The organism is Amycolatopsis mongoliensis (assembly GCF_030285665.1).
In the GTDB taxonomy this organism is placed as follows: domain Bacteria; phylum Actinomycetota; class Actinomycetes; order Mycobacteriales; family Pseudonocardiaceae; genus Amycolatopsis; species Amycolatopsis mongoliensis.
The window spans coordinates 1,674,106-1,688,022 of record NZ_CP127295.1 but is presented as its reverse complement, the minus strand read 5'-3'; the positions used below and the strand labels follow the sequence as shown (position 1 = coordinate 1,688,022).

General features: G+C 68.2%; 21 protein-coding genes. 17 read left to right on the top strand and 4 right to left on the bottom strand.

Translation table 11 applies throughout. From position 1 onward, the window contains the following. Nucleotides 1-23 precede the first annotated feature (23 nt). Nucleotides 24-245 carry a hypothetical protein gene (locus QRX60_RS08000; RefSeq protein WP_284745377.1) on the top strand — a complete coding sequence of 74 codons (222 nt, stop codon included), beginning with the start codon at nucleotides 24-26 and terminating at the stop codon, nucleotides 243-245. On the opposite strand, the gene QRX60_RS07995 is transcribed toward QRX60_RS08000, so the two are convergent. The 4 genes from QRX60_RS07995 to QRX60_RS07980 are packed head-to-tail and all read right to left on the bottom strand — an operon-like array spanning nucleotide 226 to nucleotide 2,948. Next, nucleotides 226-852: a hypothetical protein gene (locus QRX60_RS07995; RefSeq protein ID WP_286000138.1), complete on the bottom strand. Its 627-nt coding sequence runs from the start codon at nucleotides 850-852 to the stop codon at nucleotides 226-228. The two genes, QRX60_RS08000 and QRX60_RS07995, sit on opposite strands and share 20 nt — an antisense overlap. Beyond that, the gene (locus tag QRX60_RS07990) at nucleotides 852-2,042 is read right to left on the bottom strand and encodes a hypothetical protein (protein ID WP_286000137.1); all 1,191 of its coding nucleotides are present in this window, start codon (nucleotides 2,040-2,042) and stop codon (nucleotides 852-854) included. The genes QRX60_RS07995 and QRX60_RS07990 overlap by 1 nt, the downstream gene beginning before the upstream one ends. A 10-nt stretch (nucleotides 2,043-2,052) precedes the next feature. Next, complete coding sequence (locus QRX60_RS07985; RefSeq protein ID WP_286000136.1) at nucleotides 2,053-2,394, bottom strand: hypothetical protein; 342 nt, start codon at nucleotides 2,392-2,394, stop codon at nucleotides 2,053-2,055. Further along, on the bottom strand, nucleotides 2,394-2,948 hold the full coding sequence (locus tag QRX60_RS07980; RefSeq protein WP_286000135.1) for a YbaB/EbfC family nucleoid-associated protein: 555 nt from the start codon (nucleotides 2,946-2,948) through the stop codon (nucleotides 2,394-2,396). The genes QRX60_RS07985 and QRX60_RS07980 overlap by 1 nt, the downstream gene beginning before the upstream one ends. Before the next feature lie 165 nt (nucleotides 2,949-3,113). Here QRX60_RS07980 and QRX60_RS07975 point away from each other — a divergent pair, with 165 nt between their 5' ends. From QRX60_RS07975 to rpsQ, 16 genes are all read left to right on the top strand, one after another. Beyond that, the gene (locus QRX60_RS07975) at nucleotides 3,114-3,269 is read left to right on the top strand and encodes a hypothetical protein (RefSeq protein WP_286000134.1); all 156 of its coding nucleotides are present in this window, start codon (nucleotides 3,114-3,116) and stop codon (nucleotides 3,267-3,269) included. Nucleotides 3,270-3,763: 494 nt separating this feature from the next. Further along, a complete protein-coding gene (rpsL, locus tag QRX60_RS07970; protein WP_003102113.1) occupies nucleotides 3,764-4,138 on the top strand; it encodes a 30S ribosomal protein S12 in 375 nt (124 codons plus the stop codon). After that, a complete protein-coding gene (gene rpsG / locus QRX60_RS07965; RefSeq protein WP_003102106.1) occupies nucleotides 4,138-4,608 on the top strand; it encodes a 30S ribosomal protein S7 in 471 nt (156 codons plus the stop codon). The genes rpsL and rpsG overlap by 1 nt, the downstream gene beginning before the upstream one ends. Before the next feature lie 63 nt (nucleotides 4,609-4,671). Further along, nucleotides 4,672-6,771 carry an elongation factor G gene (gene fusA, locus QRX60_RS07960; protein WP_286000133.1) on the top strand — a complete coding sequence of 700 codons (2,100 nt, stop codon included), beginning with the start codon at nucleotides 4,672-4,674 and terminating at the stop codon, nucleotides 6,769-6,771. 129 nt (nucleotides 6,772-6,900) lie between these two features. After that, nucleotides 6,901-8,094 carry an elongation factor Tu gene (tuf, locus tag QRX60_RS07955; protein WP_286000132.1) on the top strand — a complete coding sequence of 398 codons (1,194 nt, stop codon included), beginning with the start codon at nucleotides 6,901-6,903 and terminating at the stop codon, nucleotides 8,092-8,094. A gap of 408 nt (nucleotides 8,095-8,502) precedes the next feature. After that, nucleotides 8,503-8,808 carry a 30S ribosomal protein S10 gene (gene rpsJ, locus QRX60_RS07950; RefSeq protein ID WP_003102098.1) on the top strand — a complete coding sequence of 102 codons (306 nt, stop codon included), beginning with the start codon at nucleotides 8,503-8,505 and terminating at the stop codon, nucleotides 8,806-8,808. A 31-nt stretch (nucleotides 8,809-8,839) separates the two neighbouring features. Beyond that, the gene (gene rplC, locus QRX60_RS07945) at nucleotides 8,840-9,496 is read left to right on the top strand and encodes a 50S ribosomal protein L3 (RefSeq protein WP_286000131.1); all 657 of its coding nucleotides are present in this window, start codon (nucleotides 8,840-8,842) and stop codon (nucleotides 9,494-9,496) included. Beyond that, the gene (gene rplD, locus QRX60_RS07940) at nucleotides 9,493-10,182 is read left to right on the top strand and encodes a 50S ribosomal protein L4 (protein ID WP_286000130.1); all 690 of its coding nucleotides are present in this window, start codon (nucleotides 9,493-9,495) and stop codon (nucleotides 10,180-10,182) included. The genes rplC and rplD overlap by 4 nt, the downstream gene beginning before the upstream one ends. Beyond that, complete coding sequence (gene rplW / locus QRX60_RS07935; protein ID WP_003102087.1) at nucleotides 10,179-10,490, top strand: 50S ribosomal protein L23; 312 nt, start codon at nucleotides 10,179-10,181, stop codon at nucleotides 10,488-10,490. The genes rplD and rplW overlap by 4 nt, the downstream gene beginning before the upstream one ends. Before the next feature lie 15 nt (nucleotides 10,491-10,505). Beyond that, on the top strand, nucleotides 10,506-11,342 hold the full coding sequence (gene rplB / locus QRX60_RS07930; RefSeq protein ID WP_086675502.1) for a 50S ribosomal protein L2: 837 nt from the start codon (nucleotides 10,506-10,508) through the stop codon (nucleotides 11,340-11,342). Nucleotides 11,343-11,360: 18 nt separating this feature from the next. Next, nucleotides 11,361-11,642, top strand: a complete 282-nt coding sequence (gene rpsS, locus QRX60_RS07925) for a 30S ribosomal protein S19 (RefSeq protein ID WP_003102083.1) — start codon at nucleotides 11,361-11,363, stop codon at nucleotides 11,640-11,642. A 31-nt stretch (nucleotides 11,643-11,673) separates the two neighbouring features. Further along, complete coding sequence (rplV, locus tag QRX60_RS07920; protein ID WP_125306112.1) at nucleotides 11,674-12,090, top strand: 50S ribosomal protein L22; 417 nt, start codon at nucleotides 11,674-11,676, stop codon at nucleotides 12,088-12,090. After that, on the top strand, nucleotides 12,090-12,917 hold the full coding sequence (gene rpsC, locus QRX60_RS07915; protein WP_086842942.1) for a 30S ribosomal protein S3: 828 nt from the start codon (nucleotides 12,090-12,092) through the stop codon (nucleotides 12,915-12,917). The genes rplV and rpsC overlap by 1 nt, the downstream gene beginning before the upstream one ends. Before the next feature lie 3 nt (nucleotides 12,918-12,920). Then, complete coding sequence (rplP, locus tag QRX60_RS07910) at nucleotides 12,921-13,340, top strand: 50S ribosomal protein L16 (protein ID WP_004558864.1); 420 nt, start codon at nucleotides 12,921-12,923, stop codon at nucleotides 13,338-13,340. Continuing rightward, nucleotides 13,340-13,588, top strand: coding sequence for a 50S ribosomal protein L29 (gene rpmC, locus QRX60_RS07905; protein WP_247060522.1), 249 nt, complete (start codon nucleotides 13,340-13,342; stop codon nucleotides 13,586-13,588). Before rplP ends, rpmC begins: the two co-directional genes overlap by 1 nt. After that, entirely contained in the window at nucleotides 13,585-13,863 is a 279-nt protein-coding gene (gene rpsQ / locus QRX60_RS07900; RefSeq protein WP_285456195.1) for a 30S ribosomal protein S17, read from the top strand. Before rpmC ends, rpsQ begins: the two co-directional genes overlap by 4 nt. Nucleotides 13,864-13,917: the final 54 nt, after the last annotated feature.

Sequence of the window (13,917 nt, the reverse complement as noted above, 5' to 3'; positions counted from 1 at the left end):
CGGGCCCCGGGCACCATGAAGGTATGACGACGATCACGAAGCGCCTGACAGTGGTGGCCGTCCTGCTGATCACGGTGGGAGCGATCCTGCTGTCGGTGGGGGCGATCGGCTTCCGGTCCGACGAGCAGGCCGACGCCAACATCGGCGCGGGGTTCGCCCTGCTGGCGGGGCCCTACATCGTGGGCCTGGGCCTGGTGTTCGCGCTGTCGGCGGGCTTGACGCACCTCACGACGCGCCGTCGGTGACGCTCCACAACGCCGCGGGCAGCTGTCCGGCCAGGTCGGCCAGGTACTCGGCCTCGGCCACGATGTTCTGCCGCGTCGCGCAGCCCTGACCCCGGGTCCGCGCCGAGCCGTGCTCCACGACGACGTCCCGCTGGGCGAACCGGGGGTTCGCGGCCAGCCACCGGGTCAGCTCGCCCTCGAGTGGCGAGTCCGGCGGCAGCGTCGGCATCGACGGTGCCTTCCCCGGCACGATCCGCAGTTCCGGGCAGGGCGGCACCTGCACCTGGGTGACGTGGATGTCGCGGAAGTAGGTGTGGTCGTCGAAGTGCCGGTACGGCTCCTGGGCGTCGACGGCGATCACCGCCCGGTCGCGGTGGCGGAACTCGACCCACGTCGTGTGGGTGCTCCCGGCCAGCGGGCGGCCGCCCGGGTGGAGCACCCCGAAGGTCGGCACTGCCCGCGCGTCGCTGGGGACGCCGCTGTCGAAGGTGCCGCCGCGCTCGGCCGCGAAGGCCTTGAACCAGTGCTCCTTGCGGCTTTCGACGAACTTGGTGTGCGACCGCCACCAGATCGCCGCCACCACCGCGAACACCGCCGCGATCAGCACGACCGCCACCACGCCTGCCATCAGAAGTCCAGGTCCTCGCGCGTCTCTTCGTCGGATCGGTGCCGGCCGGTCTCGCCGTAGTCGCTCGCCTTCTTGGCGTTCTTGACGTGGCTGGTGAGCTTCCCGAGGTGGTCGTTCAGCGTCTTCGCCGGGTTGTCGCCGGGCTTGGCCGGGTTGAACCCGAAGACGCCCTTGGCGGCCGCCTCGCCGCCCTTCTTCGCGATCTCGGACAGGGCGTTCTTCCCGGCCCGCTTGCCGATCATGCCCTCGGCGCCCTTGAGCTTGTCGACCATGCTCTTGCCCGCGTTGCCCTGGGCGATCTCCGTCAGCTTCTCCGCGGTCTTGCCCTCGGTGAACACCTTGCCCAGCTTCGTCGCCGCCAGCTTGGCCTTCATCTTCTGCAGCCAGTCGAGGATCTTCTGCAACAGCTCGCGGACCTTCGAGACCTTCTGCGTCGTCTTCGCGGCAGTCGTGCCGAGCTTGACCTCCGACGCCGTGCCCGCGGTGGCGACCGACGCCCCGCAGGTGGGCACCGCGGCCGCCAGCGCCGGGATCCAGATCATGATCAGCCAGGTGACCAGCTCGGTGAGGATCGCCTTGATCAGGTCCTCGACGAAGCTCATCAGCATGCTGCTCAGCTGCAGCATCTGCGCCATGTCGCCGGACTTCGCGGAGACGCCGCCGATGCCGTGGGCGAACTCGCCGAGCGACTTGCGCGCCGCGTCGCCGGCGTCGCCCTTCCACGCCGCCAGCGACGTGTCCGCGACCTCGGCGAAGTTCTTCGCCAGCTGGTCCAGACCGGTCGCGATGGCGCCGAAGTTGCCGGCCGCGGTGGCGAGCGCGGGCCCGTCGCCGCTGACGAAGTGGATCGCGTCCTGGATCGGCTGGACGGCGCTGATCAGGAAGTTCAGCCCCTGCCCGACGAGCCAGCCGAGCGGGTCGGTGGCGATGTCGGTGATGGTGCTCGCGCTCGACTGGATGAAGGACGTCGTGTCGGTCGCGATCGTGGCCACCCCGAGCGCGATGTCGACGCCGTCGGGGTGGGGCGCGGTGACCGCCTGGTACACGGAGACGACGTCCTTGCCGACGGTCACGGCGCTGCCCGCGAACGGGGTCGCCTTGACCGCGTTGTCGACGTTCACCCCGAGCACCGTGGCCGGGTCGTCGCTCTTCACGCTGACGCCGCTCGCGACGTCCTGGAACTCCGCCATCGTGCCCCCCTCAGGGCTGCTTCGGGCCGTCGAGCAGGACCTCGACCTGCCCGAAGAAGGCCTTGTGGTCGTCTTCGGTGCCCTGGTAGACGTTCGCCGCGTCGGCGAACTTGCCCTGCGCCGACGTCAGGCCTTCGGCCATCGACGCCAGCAGGTCGCGCAGCTCGTGCAGCGTTTCGTCGTACCCGTGCTTGGTGAACAGGCCCACCACGCCCCACGACTTGTCGCCGACGTCGGCCTGGCCGACCTTCTCGGTGAACTTCGCGCCCTGGTCCTTGTACTTGCCGAGCTCGCCGACGTACTTGCGCAGCGCGTCGACCTCCACCTGGTAACCGCCGGCGCCGTCGGGCATCAGTCCTCCTCGTCGAACAGGGAACGCAGGAAGGTGTCGCCGGCGGACCCGCCTGCGGGCGGTGCCGGTGGCGGGGGCGGCGCGTCGGCCTGGCGCAGGACCCGCTCCTCGGAGAAGTCCTCGGCGGGGTCCGGCGGCTCCGGCGTTCCTTCCGCCAGCTTCGACCGCAGGTCCTCGACGGTGGTTCCGAACGCGACGGCCTGGGTTTCGAGGACCTGGTCGACCAGGCCGAGGCTGTCGCCCAGGTGCTCCTCGACGAGCACCGCCTGCCGGCGGGCCGCCTCGCCGACGGCTTCGCGCAGGGTTGCCATGAGCGCGGCGGACAGCGCCTGCGGGCCCTTCGCGAGCGCCGCGTCGGTGAACTCGACGTCGAGGACCGCGCCGCCGGGGCCGGTGACCACGGTCACGCCGCCGTCCGGTGAGGACGCGCTCGCCCGCAGCCCGGTCAGCTCCTGCCGCATCGCGCCGACACCGGCGAACCGGTCGTCGACGGTCCGGATGCTCGCCTCGAACCGCTCGAACTCGGCTTGCAGCTGGTCGAACTCGGCCGACATGTCCCTGTTCCTCCCCGATCGCCCGGTGCTCGCCACCCATCGTGGCCCCTCGGCTGCGGTGTGACGCACGGAACGCCCGATCCGATCCCGCTGCATCACCCGACCGGGTAATGGGTAGGTTTCCGGCCGCAAGGGGAAGCAGGGGAAGAGCGCTAGGAGTGCGTGATGAGCAGCAGCGAAGGGGCCGAGCGGCCCGACGAAGAGCCGAAGTCGACCGGCAGCCACGCGGCGCCCGAAGGGGCGGGCGTGCACCCGCTCATCGACCTCTCGCGCGACCCGAACCCGGGCAAGCCTGACCACGCGAAGCCCGACGAGGACTGATCCACCGGTCCGATCGCTCGTCTTGACCGGCTCGTTCAGGTCCTCCGGCGACCGGGACGAGTCGTTCAGGACGTCACCCGGGCGCGCCCCGGCCGCGGAACATTCCCGAGGCCGGGGGTGTTGTACGGGAGGCCTGCGGAGGCCGCACCGCGTGCGTCCGCCCCGGCGTGACCGGACTGCGGGAACATCCCGCGGCCCGGTGCCGTTCGGAGGTAGGCTGGAGGTTCGCCGACCTTCGGACCCCCCGCCGCGCTCCGCCCGGACCCGGGCGGGTATCTTTGGAGACCGTGCCCGGCAGGCGTCGGGCCGCTCCGCGTGCCGTGCGCATGGGCGGGGTGCTCAGGCACCCGGTCACCGGCTTCGGCAGGTCGGGGTTCCGACGGAAAATCCCTCCGGGAAGTTACCGGTCGCGAGACCGTGACGCGGGCCGACACGCCCGACCGCGGGGGCCGGTGAAGACACGAAGAAGCAGATCACGACAGGAAGCTGGTCCATTGCCCACGATCCAGCAGCTGGTCCGCAAGGGCCGCCAGGACAAGGCTGCCAAGCAGAAGACCGCGGCCCTCAAGGGGAGCCCGCAGCGGCGTGGCGTGTGCACTCGCGTGTACACCACGACCCCCAAGAAGCCGAACTCGGCGCTTCGCAAGGTCGCGCGTGTGAAGCTGACCAGCGGCATCGAGGTCACCGCCTACATCCCCGGTGAGGGCCACAACCTGCAGGAGCACTCGATGGTGCTCGTGCGTGGTGGTCGTGTGAAGGACCTTCCGGGTGTCCGTTACAAGATCATCCGCGGTTCGCTCGACACGCAGGGTGTCAAGAACCGCAAGCAGGCGCGCAGCCGGTACGGCGCGAAGAAGGAGAAGAGCTAATGCCCCGCAAGGGTCCGGCCCCGAAGCGGCCGCTGATCTCCGACCCCGTCTACGCCTCCCCGCTGGTCACCCAGCTGGTGAACAAGGTGCTGAAGGACGGGAAGCGGTCCCTGGCCGAGCGCATCGTGTACGGCGCGCTCGAAGGCGCTCGCGAGAAGACGGGCACCGACCCGGTCGTCACGCTGAAGCGCGCCCTCGACAACGTGAAGCCCACCATCGAGGTGAAGAGCCGCCGCGTCGGTGGCGCCACCTACCAGGTGCCGATCGAGGTCAAGCCGGGCCGCTCCACCACCCTCGCGCTGCGCTGGCTGGTCTCCTTCTCGCAGGCCCGCCGCGAGAAGACGATGATCGAGCGCCTGCAGAACGAGCTCCTCGACGCTTCCAACGGCCTCGGTGCCAGCGTGAAGCGCCGCGAGGACACGCACAAGATGGCCGAGTCCAACCGGGCCTTCGCGCACTACCGCTGGTGATGACCGCCCGGCTGTCGACCAAGCCATGCCGGGCCCCAAGCTTGAGAACAGGGGAACACTCTCGTGGCACGTGAAGTGCTGACCGACCTGAACAAGGTCCGCAACATCGGCATCATGGCCCACATCGACGCCGGCAAGACCACCACCACCGAGCGGATCCTGTTCTACACCGGGGTCAACTACAAGATCGGTGAGGTCCACGACGGCGCCGCCACCATGGACTGGATGGAGGAGGAGCAGAAGCGGGGTATCACCATCACCTCGGCTGCGACCACCACCTTCTGGGACGACCACCAGATCAACATCATCGACACCCCGGGCCACGTCGACTTCACCGTCGAGGTGGAGCGCAACCTCCGGGTGCTCGACGGTGCGGTCGCGGTGTTCGACGGCAAGGAAGGCGTCGAGCCGCAGTCCGAGCAGGTCTGGCGGCAGGCGGACAAGTACGACGTCCCGCGCATCTGCTTCGTCAACAAGATGGACAAGCTCGGCGCGGACTTCTACTACACGGTGAAGACCATCGTCGACCGCCTCGGTGTCCGGCCGCTGGTCATCCAGCTGCCGATCGGCGCCGAGAACGAGTTCGAAGGTGTCGTCGACCTGGTCCGCATGAAGGCGCTGACCTGGCGCGGCGAGGTCCAGAAGGGCGAGGACTACTCCGTCGAGGACATCCCGGCCGACCTGGCCGAGAAGGCCGCGGAGTACCGCGAGAAGCTCGTCGAGACCGTCGCCGAGGCGGACGACGCGCTGATGGAGAAGTTCCTCGAGGGTGAGGAGCTGACGGAGGCCGAGATCAAGGCCGGCATCCGCAAGCTCACCATCACCAGCCAGGTCTTCCCGGTGCTGGCCGGTTCCGCGTTCAAGAACAAGGGCGTGCAGCCCATGCTCGACGCGGTCATCGACTACCTGCCGACCCCGTTGGACGTCCCGGCCGTCGAGGGCCTGCTGCCCGACGGCGAGACCGTGGCGTCCCGCAAGGCGTCGGTCGACGAGCCGTTCGCCGCGCTCGCGTTCAAGATCGCCGCGCACCCGTTCTTCGGCAAGCTGACCTACATCCGGGTGTACTCGGGCAAGGTCGCCGCCGGCGCTCAGGTCATCAACGCGACCAAGGAGCGCAAGGAGCGCATCGGGAAGATCTTCCAGATGCACTCCAACAAGGAGAACCCGGTGGACGACGCCCAGGTCGGCCACATCTACGCGGTCATCGGGCTGAAGGACACCACCACGGGTGACACCCTGGCGGACCCGCAGAACCCGATCGTGCTGGAGTCGATGACGTTCCCCGAGCCGGTCATCCGGGTCGCGATCGAGCCGAAGACGAAGGCCGACCAGGAGAAGCTGTCCCTGGCGATCCAGAAGCTGGCCGAAGAGGACCCGACGTTCCAGGTCAAGCTGGACGAGGACACCGGCCAGACGATCATCGCGGGCATGGGCGAGCTGCACCTCGAGGTGCTGGTGAACCGGATGAAGTCCGACTACAAGGTCGAGGCGAACATCGGCAAGCCGCAGGTCGCCTACCGCGAGACGATCAAGAAGACGGTCGAGAAGCTCGACTACGTCCACAAGAAGCAGACCGGTGGTTCCGGCCAGTTCGCGAAGGTCATCGTGAAGCTGGAGCCGCTCGAGCGCACCGACGGCGCGCTCTACGAGTTCGACAACAAGGTGACCGGTGGTCGCGTGCCGCGGGAGTACATCCCGTCGGTCGACGCGGGCGCGCAGGACGCGATGCAGTACGGCGTCCTGGCCGGCTACCCGCTCGTCGGGTTGAAGTTCACCCTGTTGGACGGTGCGTACCACGAGGTCGACTCTTCGGAGATGGCGTTCAAGATCGCCGGTTCCATGGCGATGAAGGAAGCCGCGAAGAAGGCCGGCCCGGTGATCCTGGAGCCGATGATGGCGGTCGAGGTGACCACGCCCGAGGACTACATGGGTGACGTCATCGGTGACCTCAACTCCCGCCGTGGTCAGATCCAGGCCATGGAGGAGCGGGCGGGCACCCGCGTCGTGAAGGCGCTGGTCCCGCTGTCGGAGATGTTCGGCTACGTCGGCGACCTGCGGTCCCGCACCCAGGGCCGGGCGAACTACTCCATGGTGTTCGACTCCTACGCCGAGGTTCCCGCGAACGTCGCGAAGGAAATCATCGCGAAGGCGACGGGGGAGTAACTCCCCCACCGCGCGCGGGCATTAAGGGACTCTCCTGAACGTCCGCAGCACCGACGAAGGAACATTCGGGGGTCGGCAGCCACGCCGGCCCCCGAGCACAAAGCGAAATCAGTCCAGGAGGACATTCCAGTGGCGAAGGCGAAGTTCGAGCGGAGCAAGCCGCACGTCAACATCGGGACCATCGGTCACGTCGACCACGGCAAGACCACGCTGACCGCGGCGATCACCAAGGTTCTGCACGACAAGTACCCGGAGCTCAACGAGTCCCGGGCGTTCGACCAGATCGACAACGCGCCGGAAGAGAAGCAGCGCGGCATCACGATCAACATCTCGCACGTCGAGTACCAGACCGAGAAGCGTCACTACGCGCACGTCGACGCCCCCGGTCACGCGGACTACATCAAGAACATGATCACCGGTGCCGCCCAGATGGACGGCGCGATCCTGGTGGTCGCCGCGACCGACGGCCCGATGCCGCAGACCCGTGAGCACGTGCTGCTCGCCCGCCAGGTCGGCGTGCCCTACATCGTGGTCGCGCTGAACAAGGCCGACATGGTCGACGACGAGGAGATCCTGGAGCTCGTCGAGCTCGAGGTCCGCGAGCTGCTGTCCTCGCAGGAGTTCCCCGGCGACGACGCCCCCGTCGTGCGCGTCTCGGGCCTCAAGGCCCTCGAGGGCGACGAGAAGTGGTCCGAGGCCGTTCTCGAGCTGATGACCGCCGTCGACGACAACGTGCCGGACCCGGTGCGTGAGCTCGACAAGCCGTTCCTCATGCCGATCGAGGACGTCTTCACGATCACCGGTCGCGGCACCGTCGTCACCGGTCGCGTCGAGCGTGGCGTGATCAACGTGAACGAAGAGGTCGAGATCGTCGGCATCAAGGAGAAGTCGACCAAGACCACCGTCACCGGTGTCGAGATGTTCCGCAAGCTGCTCGACCAGGGCCAGGCGGGCGACAACGTCGGCCTCCTCGTCCGCGGCATCAAGCGCGAGGACGTCGAGCGCGGCCAGGTCGTCGTGAAGCCGGGCACCACCACCCCGCACACCGACTTCGAGGGCCGGGTCTACATCCTGTCGAAGGACGAGGGTGGCCGTCACACCCCGTTCTTCAACAACTACCGCCCGCAGTTCTACTTCCGCACCACCGACGTGACCGGCGTCGTGACCCTCCCCGAGGGCACCGAGATGGTCATGCCGGGCGACAACACCGACATCTCGGTGCAGCTGATCCAGCCGGTCGCCATGGACGTGAACCTGCGCTTCGCCATCCGCGAGGGTGGCCGCACCGTCGGTGCGGGTCAGGTCACCAAGATCATCAAGTGATTCGGCGCCCGACCCGGGGGCAATACACCCCCGGGTCAGGGGCGTCAAATCACGTGTGCGACACTATTCAGGTTGCTCGTCCTGGGGCGGCCGATTCCTTCGGGGGTCCGGCCGCCCTGGCGCGAGTGGCCACGGTCCGCCGAGCTCTTCCTTCGGGTGAGGCGAGCGGGCAAAGGCAGTGAGACGGCAGTGCTTGAAAAGGCGGTGCCGGCTCAGAGCCTCCTCACGTTGAGGAAGACCAGGCAAGACGACGATCCCGCGGGATCCGTCTGTGCGTCGGGCGCGACACGCCCGACCGCGTGGACCGGGGACAGGGCCGTTGAACTGCGGAAACCCAGGGCCTGGGTGGCAACACCCGGCCGGGTTTGTGAGATAGCGGCACGAGACGACAAGGAACGAGCAGCCACCATGGCGGGACAGAAGATCCGCATCCGGCTCAAGGCCTACGACCACGAGGCGATCGACACCTCGGCGCGCAAGATCGTGGAGACGGTCACGCGCACCGGCGCCCGTGTTGTCGGGCCGGTGCCGCTGCCCACCGAGAAGAACGTTTACTGCGTCATCCGCTCGCCGCACAAGTACAAGGACTCGCGCGAGCACTTCGAGATGCGCACGCACAAGCGTCTGATCGACATCCTCGACCCGACGCCGAAGACGGTCGACGCGCTCATGCGCATCGACCTGCCGGCGAGCGTCGACGTCAACATCCAGTAAGCGTTGGGCGAGCGGCGGAGATAAGAGACTCATGTCTGACAGGCAGATGAAGGGCATCCTGGGCACCAAGCTCGGCATGACCCAGGTCTTCGACGAGCAGAACCGGGTTGTCCCGGTCACCGTCGTGAAGGCCGGTCCGAACGTGGTGACCCAGGTTCGGACGCAGGAGAAGGACGGCTACAAGGCCGTGCAGCTGGCGTTCGGCGCGGTCGACCCGCGCAAGGTGAACAAGCCGCGCACCGGCCACTACGAAAAGGCGGGCGTGACCCCGCGGCGCTTCCTCGCGGAGCTGCGTACCACCGACGCCGAGACCTACGAGGTCGGCCAGGAGATCACCGCCGAGGTGTTCGCCGCCGGCGTCGAGGTCGACGTGACCGGTACCAGCAAGGGCAAGGGCTACGCCGGTGTCATGAAGCGCCACGGTTTCAAGGGCCAGGGCGCGAGCCACGGTGCCCAGGCCGTGCACCGCAAGCCGGGTTCGATCGGTGGCTGCGCCACCCCCGGCCGCGTCTTCAAGGGCCTGCGCATGGCGGGCCGGATGGGCAACGACCGGGTCACCACGCAGAACCTGACCGTGCACGCCGTGCGTGCCGAGGACGGCCTGCTGCTGATCAAGGGCGCCGTGCCCGGTCCCAAGGGCGGCCTGCTGTTCGTGCGCAGCGCCGCGAAGGGTGGTAACTCCGAATGACAAGCGTCGAGCTGAAGACCCCGGCCGGTAAAGCCGACGGCACCGTGGACCTCCCGGAGGAGATCTTCGACGTGCAGGCCAATGTCGCGCTGATGCACCAGGTGGTGGTGGCCCAGCAGGCCGCCGCGCGCCAGGGCACGCACGACACGAAGACCCGTGGTGAGGTCTCCGGTGGCGGCAAGAAGCCGTACCGGCAGAAGGGCACCGGCCGTGCCCGCCAGGGTTCGACCCGCGCGCCGCAGTTCGTCGGCGGTGGCGTCGTCCACGGCCCCACGCCGCGCGACTACTCCCAGCGCACCCCGAAGAAGATGAAGGCCGCCGCCCTGCGTGGCGCCCTCTCCGACCGGGCCCGCGCCGGCCAGCTGCACGTCGTCACCGAGCTGGTGACCGGCGAGAAGCCGTCGACCAAGGCCGCCAAGACCGCCCTCGCCGCCGTCACGGCCGCGAAGCGCGTGCTCGTGGTGCTGCACCGGGACGACGAGCTGAGCTGGGTCTCCCTGCGGAACCTGCCCGAGGTGCACCTCCTCTGGGCCGACCAGCTCAACACCTACGACGTGCTGGTCAACGACGACGTCGTGTTCACCAAGGCCGCGTACGACGTGTTCGTCGCCGGCCCCGCCCGCGGCAAGGCCGGCAAGGCTTCGGCGCGGTCGGGCGAGGTCACGGAAGGGAGTGACGAGAAGTGAGTTCGGTCGCCATTCCGGACCCCCGCGACATCCTGCTCGCGCCGGTCATCTCCGAGAAGTCCTACGGGCTGCTCGAGGACCACAAGTACACGTTCATCGTCCGCCCGGACGCCAACAAGACCCAGATCAAGATCGCGGTCGAGAAGGTGTTCGGCGTCAAGGTGGTCAGCGTCAACACGGCCAACCGCCAGGGCAAGCGGAAGCGGACTCGCGCGGGCTTCGGCAAGCGCAAGGACACCAAGCGCGCCATCGTGACTCTTTCGCCCGAGAGCAAGGCGATCGAGATCTTCGGCGGACCCACCGCGTAAAGGACTGAGCTGACAATGGGCATCCGCAAGTACAAGCCGACGACCCCGGGTCGTCGCGGTTCGAGCGTCTCGGACTTCGCCGAGATCACCCGCTCCACTCCGGAGAAGTCGCTGCTTCGTCCGCTGAGCGGTTCGGGCGGTCGCAACTCGTCCGGCAAGATCACCACCCGGCACAAGGGTGGCGGCCACAAGCGCGCGTACCGAGTCATCGACTTCCGTCGCAACGACAAGGACGGCATCCCCGCCAAGGTCGCGCACATCGAGTACGACCCCAACCGGTCCGCTCGCATCGCGCTGCTGCACTACGCCGACGGCGAGAAGCGCTACATCATCGCGCCGGAGAAGCTGAAGCAGGGCGACACCGTCGAGAACGGCCCCCGGGCCGACATCAAGCCGGGCAACAACCTGCCGCTGCGCAACATCCCGGTCGGCACCGTGATCCACGCGATCGAGCTCCGCCCCGGTGGCGGCGCGAAGATGGCGCGGTCCGCGGGCGCGAAGGTGCAGCTCGTCGCCAAGGACGGTCCGTACGCCCAGCTGCGTCTCCCCTCGGGCGAGATCCGCAACGTGGACGTGCGCAACCGCGCCACGGTCGGCGAGGTCGGCAACTCCGAGCACGCCAACATCAACTGGGGCAAGGCCGGCCGCAACCGCTGGCGCGGCAAGCGCCCCACGGTCCGTGGTGTCGTCATGAACCCGGTCGACCACCCGCACGGTGGTGGTGAGGGTAAGACCTCCGGTGGTCGCCACCCGGTCAACCCGAACGGTAAGCCCGAGGGTCGCACGCGCCGGCGCAAGCCGAGCGACGCCCTCATCGTCCGCCGCCGGCGTACCGGCAAGAACAAGCGCTGAGCAGGGAGGTAGAAGAACATGCCACGTAGCCTTAAGAAAGGCCCCTTCGTGGACGACCACCTGCTCAAGAAGGTGGACGCGCTGAACGAATCGGGCAAGAAGACGGTCATCAAGACCTGGTCGCGCCGCTCGACGATCATCCCGGACTTCCTGGGTCACACGATCGCCGTGCACGACGGCCGCAAGCACGTCCCGGTGTTCGTCACCGAGGCCATGGTGGGTCACAAGCTGGGCGAGTTCGCCCCGACGCGGACCTTCAAGGGCCACATCAAGGACGACCGCAAGTCGCGCCGCCGCTGAGCGGGCACGAAACAAGACAAGGGAAGTAGCGATGAACGCCCAGAACGACGCGACGGTCGAGGCCCTGCCTACGGCTTACGCGCGGGCTCGCTTCGTCCGGGACTCGCCGACCAAGGTGCGCCGGGTGATCGAGCTCATCAAGGGACGTAGCGCCGCCGACGCCTTGGCCGTGCTCCGGTTCGCCCCGCAGGCGGCCAGCGAGCCGGTCGCGAAGGTGCTCGCCAGCGCCGTGGCCAACGCCGAGAACAACCTTCAGCTGGACCCGGAGACGCTCTGGGTCAAGAACGCATACGCCGACGAGGGCCCCACCCTCAAGCGGATCCGCCCGCGGGCCCAGGGCCGTGCGTACCGGATCCGCAAGCGGACCAGCCACATCACCGTCGAGGTGGAGTCGCGTCCGGCCGTCGCGCAGAAGGCTCAGAGCAAGAAGAAGGCAGGTGGCCGGTAGTGGGCCAGAAGATCAACCCGCACGGTTTCCGCCTGGGTATCACCACGGACTGGAAGTCGCGCTGGTACGCCGACAAGCAGTACGCCGAGTACGTGGCCGAGGACGTCAAGATCCGCAAGCTGCTGGCGACGGGCATGGAGCGCGCCGGCATCTCCAAGGTCGAGATCGAGCGCACCCGTGACCGCGTCCGCGTCGACATCCACACCGCCCGGCCGGGCATCGTCATCGGCCGCCGCGGCGCGGAGGCCGACCGGATCCGCGGCGCGCTGGAGAAGCTGACCAAGAAGCAGGTCCAGCTGAACATCCTCGAGGTCAAGAACCCCGAGGCCGACGCCCAGCTGGTCGCCCAGGCGGTCGCGGAGCAGCTCTCCAACCGCGTGGCGTTCCGCCGCGCGATGCGGAAGGCGATCCAGACCTCCATGCGCTCGCCGCAGGTCAAGGGCATCCGCGTGCAGTGCGGCGGTCGTCTCGGCGGTGCCGAGATGTCCCGCTCCGAGCACTACCGCGATGGCCGGGTCCCGCTGCACACGCTGCGCGCCGACATCGACTACGGCTTCTTCGAGGCCAAGACGACGTTCGGCCGCATCGGCGTCAAGGTGTGGATCTACAAGGGTGAGCTCGTCGGTGGCCTGAAGGCTCGCGAGGCCCGTGACGCCGCCGAGCGCGCGCCGCGTCGCGACCGTGACCGCAGCGACCGGCCGTCCCGCCCGCGTCGTTCCGGCGCGTCGGGCACGACCGCCACCTCGACCGAAGCCGGTCGCGCCGCCGCGGCCGCCACGACCGAGGCGGCCCCGGCCACCGAGACCGCAGAAAAGACGGAGGGCTGAGACGTGCTCATCCCGCGCAGGGTCAAGCACCGGAAGCAGCACTCCCCGAAGCGCCACGGCGCCGCCAAGGGTGGCACGAAGGTCAGCTTCGGCGAGTACGGCATCCAGGCGCTTGAGCACAGCTACGTGACGAACCGGCAGATCGAGTCCGCTCGTATCGCCATGACCCGTCACATCAAGCGTGGTGGCAAGGTGTGGACGACCATCTACCCGGACCGCCCGCTGACCAAGAAGCCGGCCGAAACCCGCATGGGTTCCGGTAAGGGTTCGCCCGAGTGGTGGATCGCCAACGTGAAGCCGGGCCGCGTGATGTTCGAGATCTCGTTCCCGAACGAGGAGACCGCCCGCGAGGCGCTCCGTCGCGCGATCCACAAGCTGCCCATGAAGTGCCGCATCGTGACCCGTGAAGGTGGTGAGTTCTGATGGCGAAGGCAGGTGCCGCTCTGGCATCGGAGCTGCGTGAGCTCACCGCGGAAGAGCTCGTCCTGCGTCTCAAGGAATACAAGGAGGAGCTCTTCAACCTCCGCTTCCAGATGGCGACCGGGCAGCTCGACAACAACCGCCGTCTGCGCACCGTCCGCACGGACATCGCGCGGATCTACACGGTCATGCGCGAGCGCGAACTCGGCCTGTCCGTTGCCCCCGACGCCGAGAGTGAAGGTGCCGCATGAGCGAGCCCACCACCGAGACGCCGGCCCGGAACGACCGCAAGGTCCGCGAGGGCTACGTCGTCTCGGACAAGATGAACAAGACGATCGTGGTCGAGCTCGAGGACCGCAAGAAGCACCCCCGCTACTCGAAGGTCGTCCGCACCACCTCCAAGGTGAAGGTGCACGACGAGAACAACGAGGCGGGCGTGGGCGACCGGGTCACCCTGATGGAGACCCGCCCGCTGTCGGCGACGAAGCGGTGGCGCCTGGTGCAGATCGTGGAGAAGGCCAAGTAAGCAGGGCTCTCAGGAGTCTTTAGTTCCGCAAGGCTCGCCATGTGAAAACTCACA

Excerpts from the sequence above, each read along its gene's own strand:
- rpsJ (WP_003102098.1), top strand. The coding sequence starts at position 8,503 with ATGGCGGGACAGAAGATCCGCATCCGGCTCAAGGCCTACGACCACGAG.
- QRX60_RS07980 (WP_286000135.1), bottom strand. The coding sequence starts at position 2,948 with ATGTCGGCCGAGTTCGACCAGCTGCAAGCCGAGTTCGAGCGGTTCGAG.
- rplD (WP_286000130.1), top strand. The coding sequence starts at position 9,493 with ATGACAAGCGTCGAGCTGAAGACCCCGGCCGGTAAAGCCGACGGCACC.
- rplV (WP_125306112.1), top strand. The coding sequence starts at position 11,674 with ATGAACGCCCAGAACGACGCGACGGTCGAGGCCCTGCCTACGGCTTAC.
- QRX60_RS07985 (WP_286000136.1), bottom strand. The coding sequence starts at position 2,394 with ATGCCCGACGGCGCCGGCGGTTACCAGGTGGAGGTCGACGCGCTGCGC.
- rpsG (WP_003102106.1), top strand. The coding sequence starts at position 4,138 with ATGCCCCGCAAGGGTCCGGCCCCGAAGCGGCCGCTGATCTCCGACCCC.
- rpsQ (WP_285456195.1), top strand. The coding sequence starts at position 13,585 with ATGAGCGAGCCCACCACCGAGACGCCGGCCCGGAACGACCGCAAGGTC.
- rplB (WP_086675502.1), top strand. The coding sequence starts at position 10,506 with ATGGGCATCCGCAAGTACAAGCCGACGACCCCGGGTCGTCGCGGTTCG.
- rpmC (WP_247060522.1), top strand. The coding sequence starts at position 13,340 with ATGGCGAAGGCAGGTGCCGCTCTGGCATCGGAGCTGCGTGAGCTCACC.
- QRX60_RS08000 (WP_284745377.1), top strand. The coding sequence starts at position 24 with ATGACGACGATCACGAAGCGCCTGACAGTGGTGGCCGTCCTGCTGATC.
- QRX60_RS07990 (WP_286000137.1), bottom strand. The coding sequence starts at position 2,042 with ATGGCGGAGTTCCAGGACGTCGCGAGCGGCGTCAGCGTGAAGAGCGAC.
- QRX60_RS07995 (WP_286000138.1), bottom strand. The coding sequence starts at position 852 with ATGGCAGGCGTGGTGGCGGTCGTGCTGATCGCGGCGGTGTTCGCGGTG.
- rplC (WP_286000131.1), top strand. The coding sequence starts at position 8,840 with ATGTCTGACAGGCAGATGAAGGGCATCCTGGGCACCAAGCTCGGCATG.
- QRX60_RS07975 (WP_286000134.1), top strand. The coding sequence starts at position 3,114 with ATGAGCAGCAGCGAAGGGGCCGAGCGGCCCGACGAAGAGCCGAAGTCG.
- rpsS (WP_003102083.1), top strand. The coding sequence starts at position 11,361 with ATGCCACGTAGCCTTAAGAAAGGCCCCTTCGTGGACGACCACCTGCTC.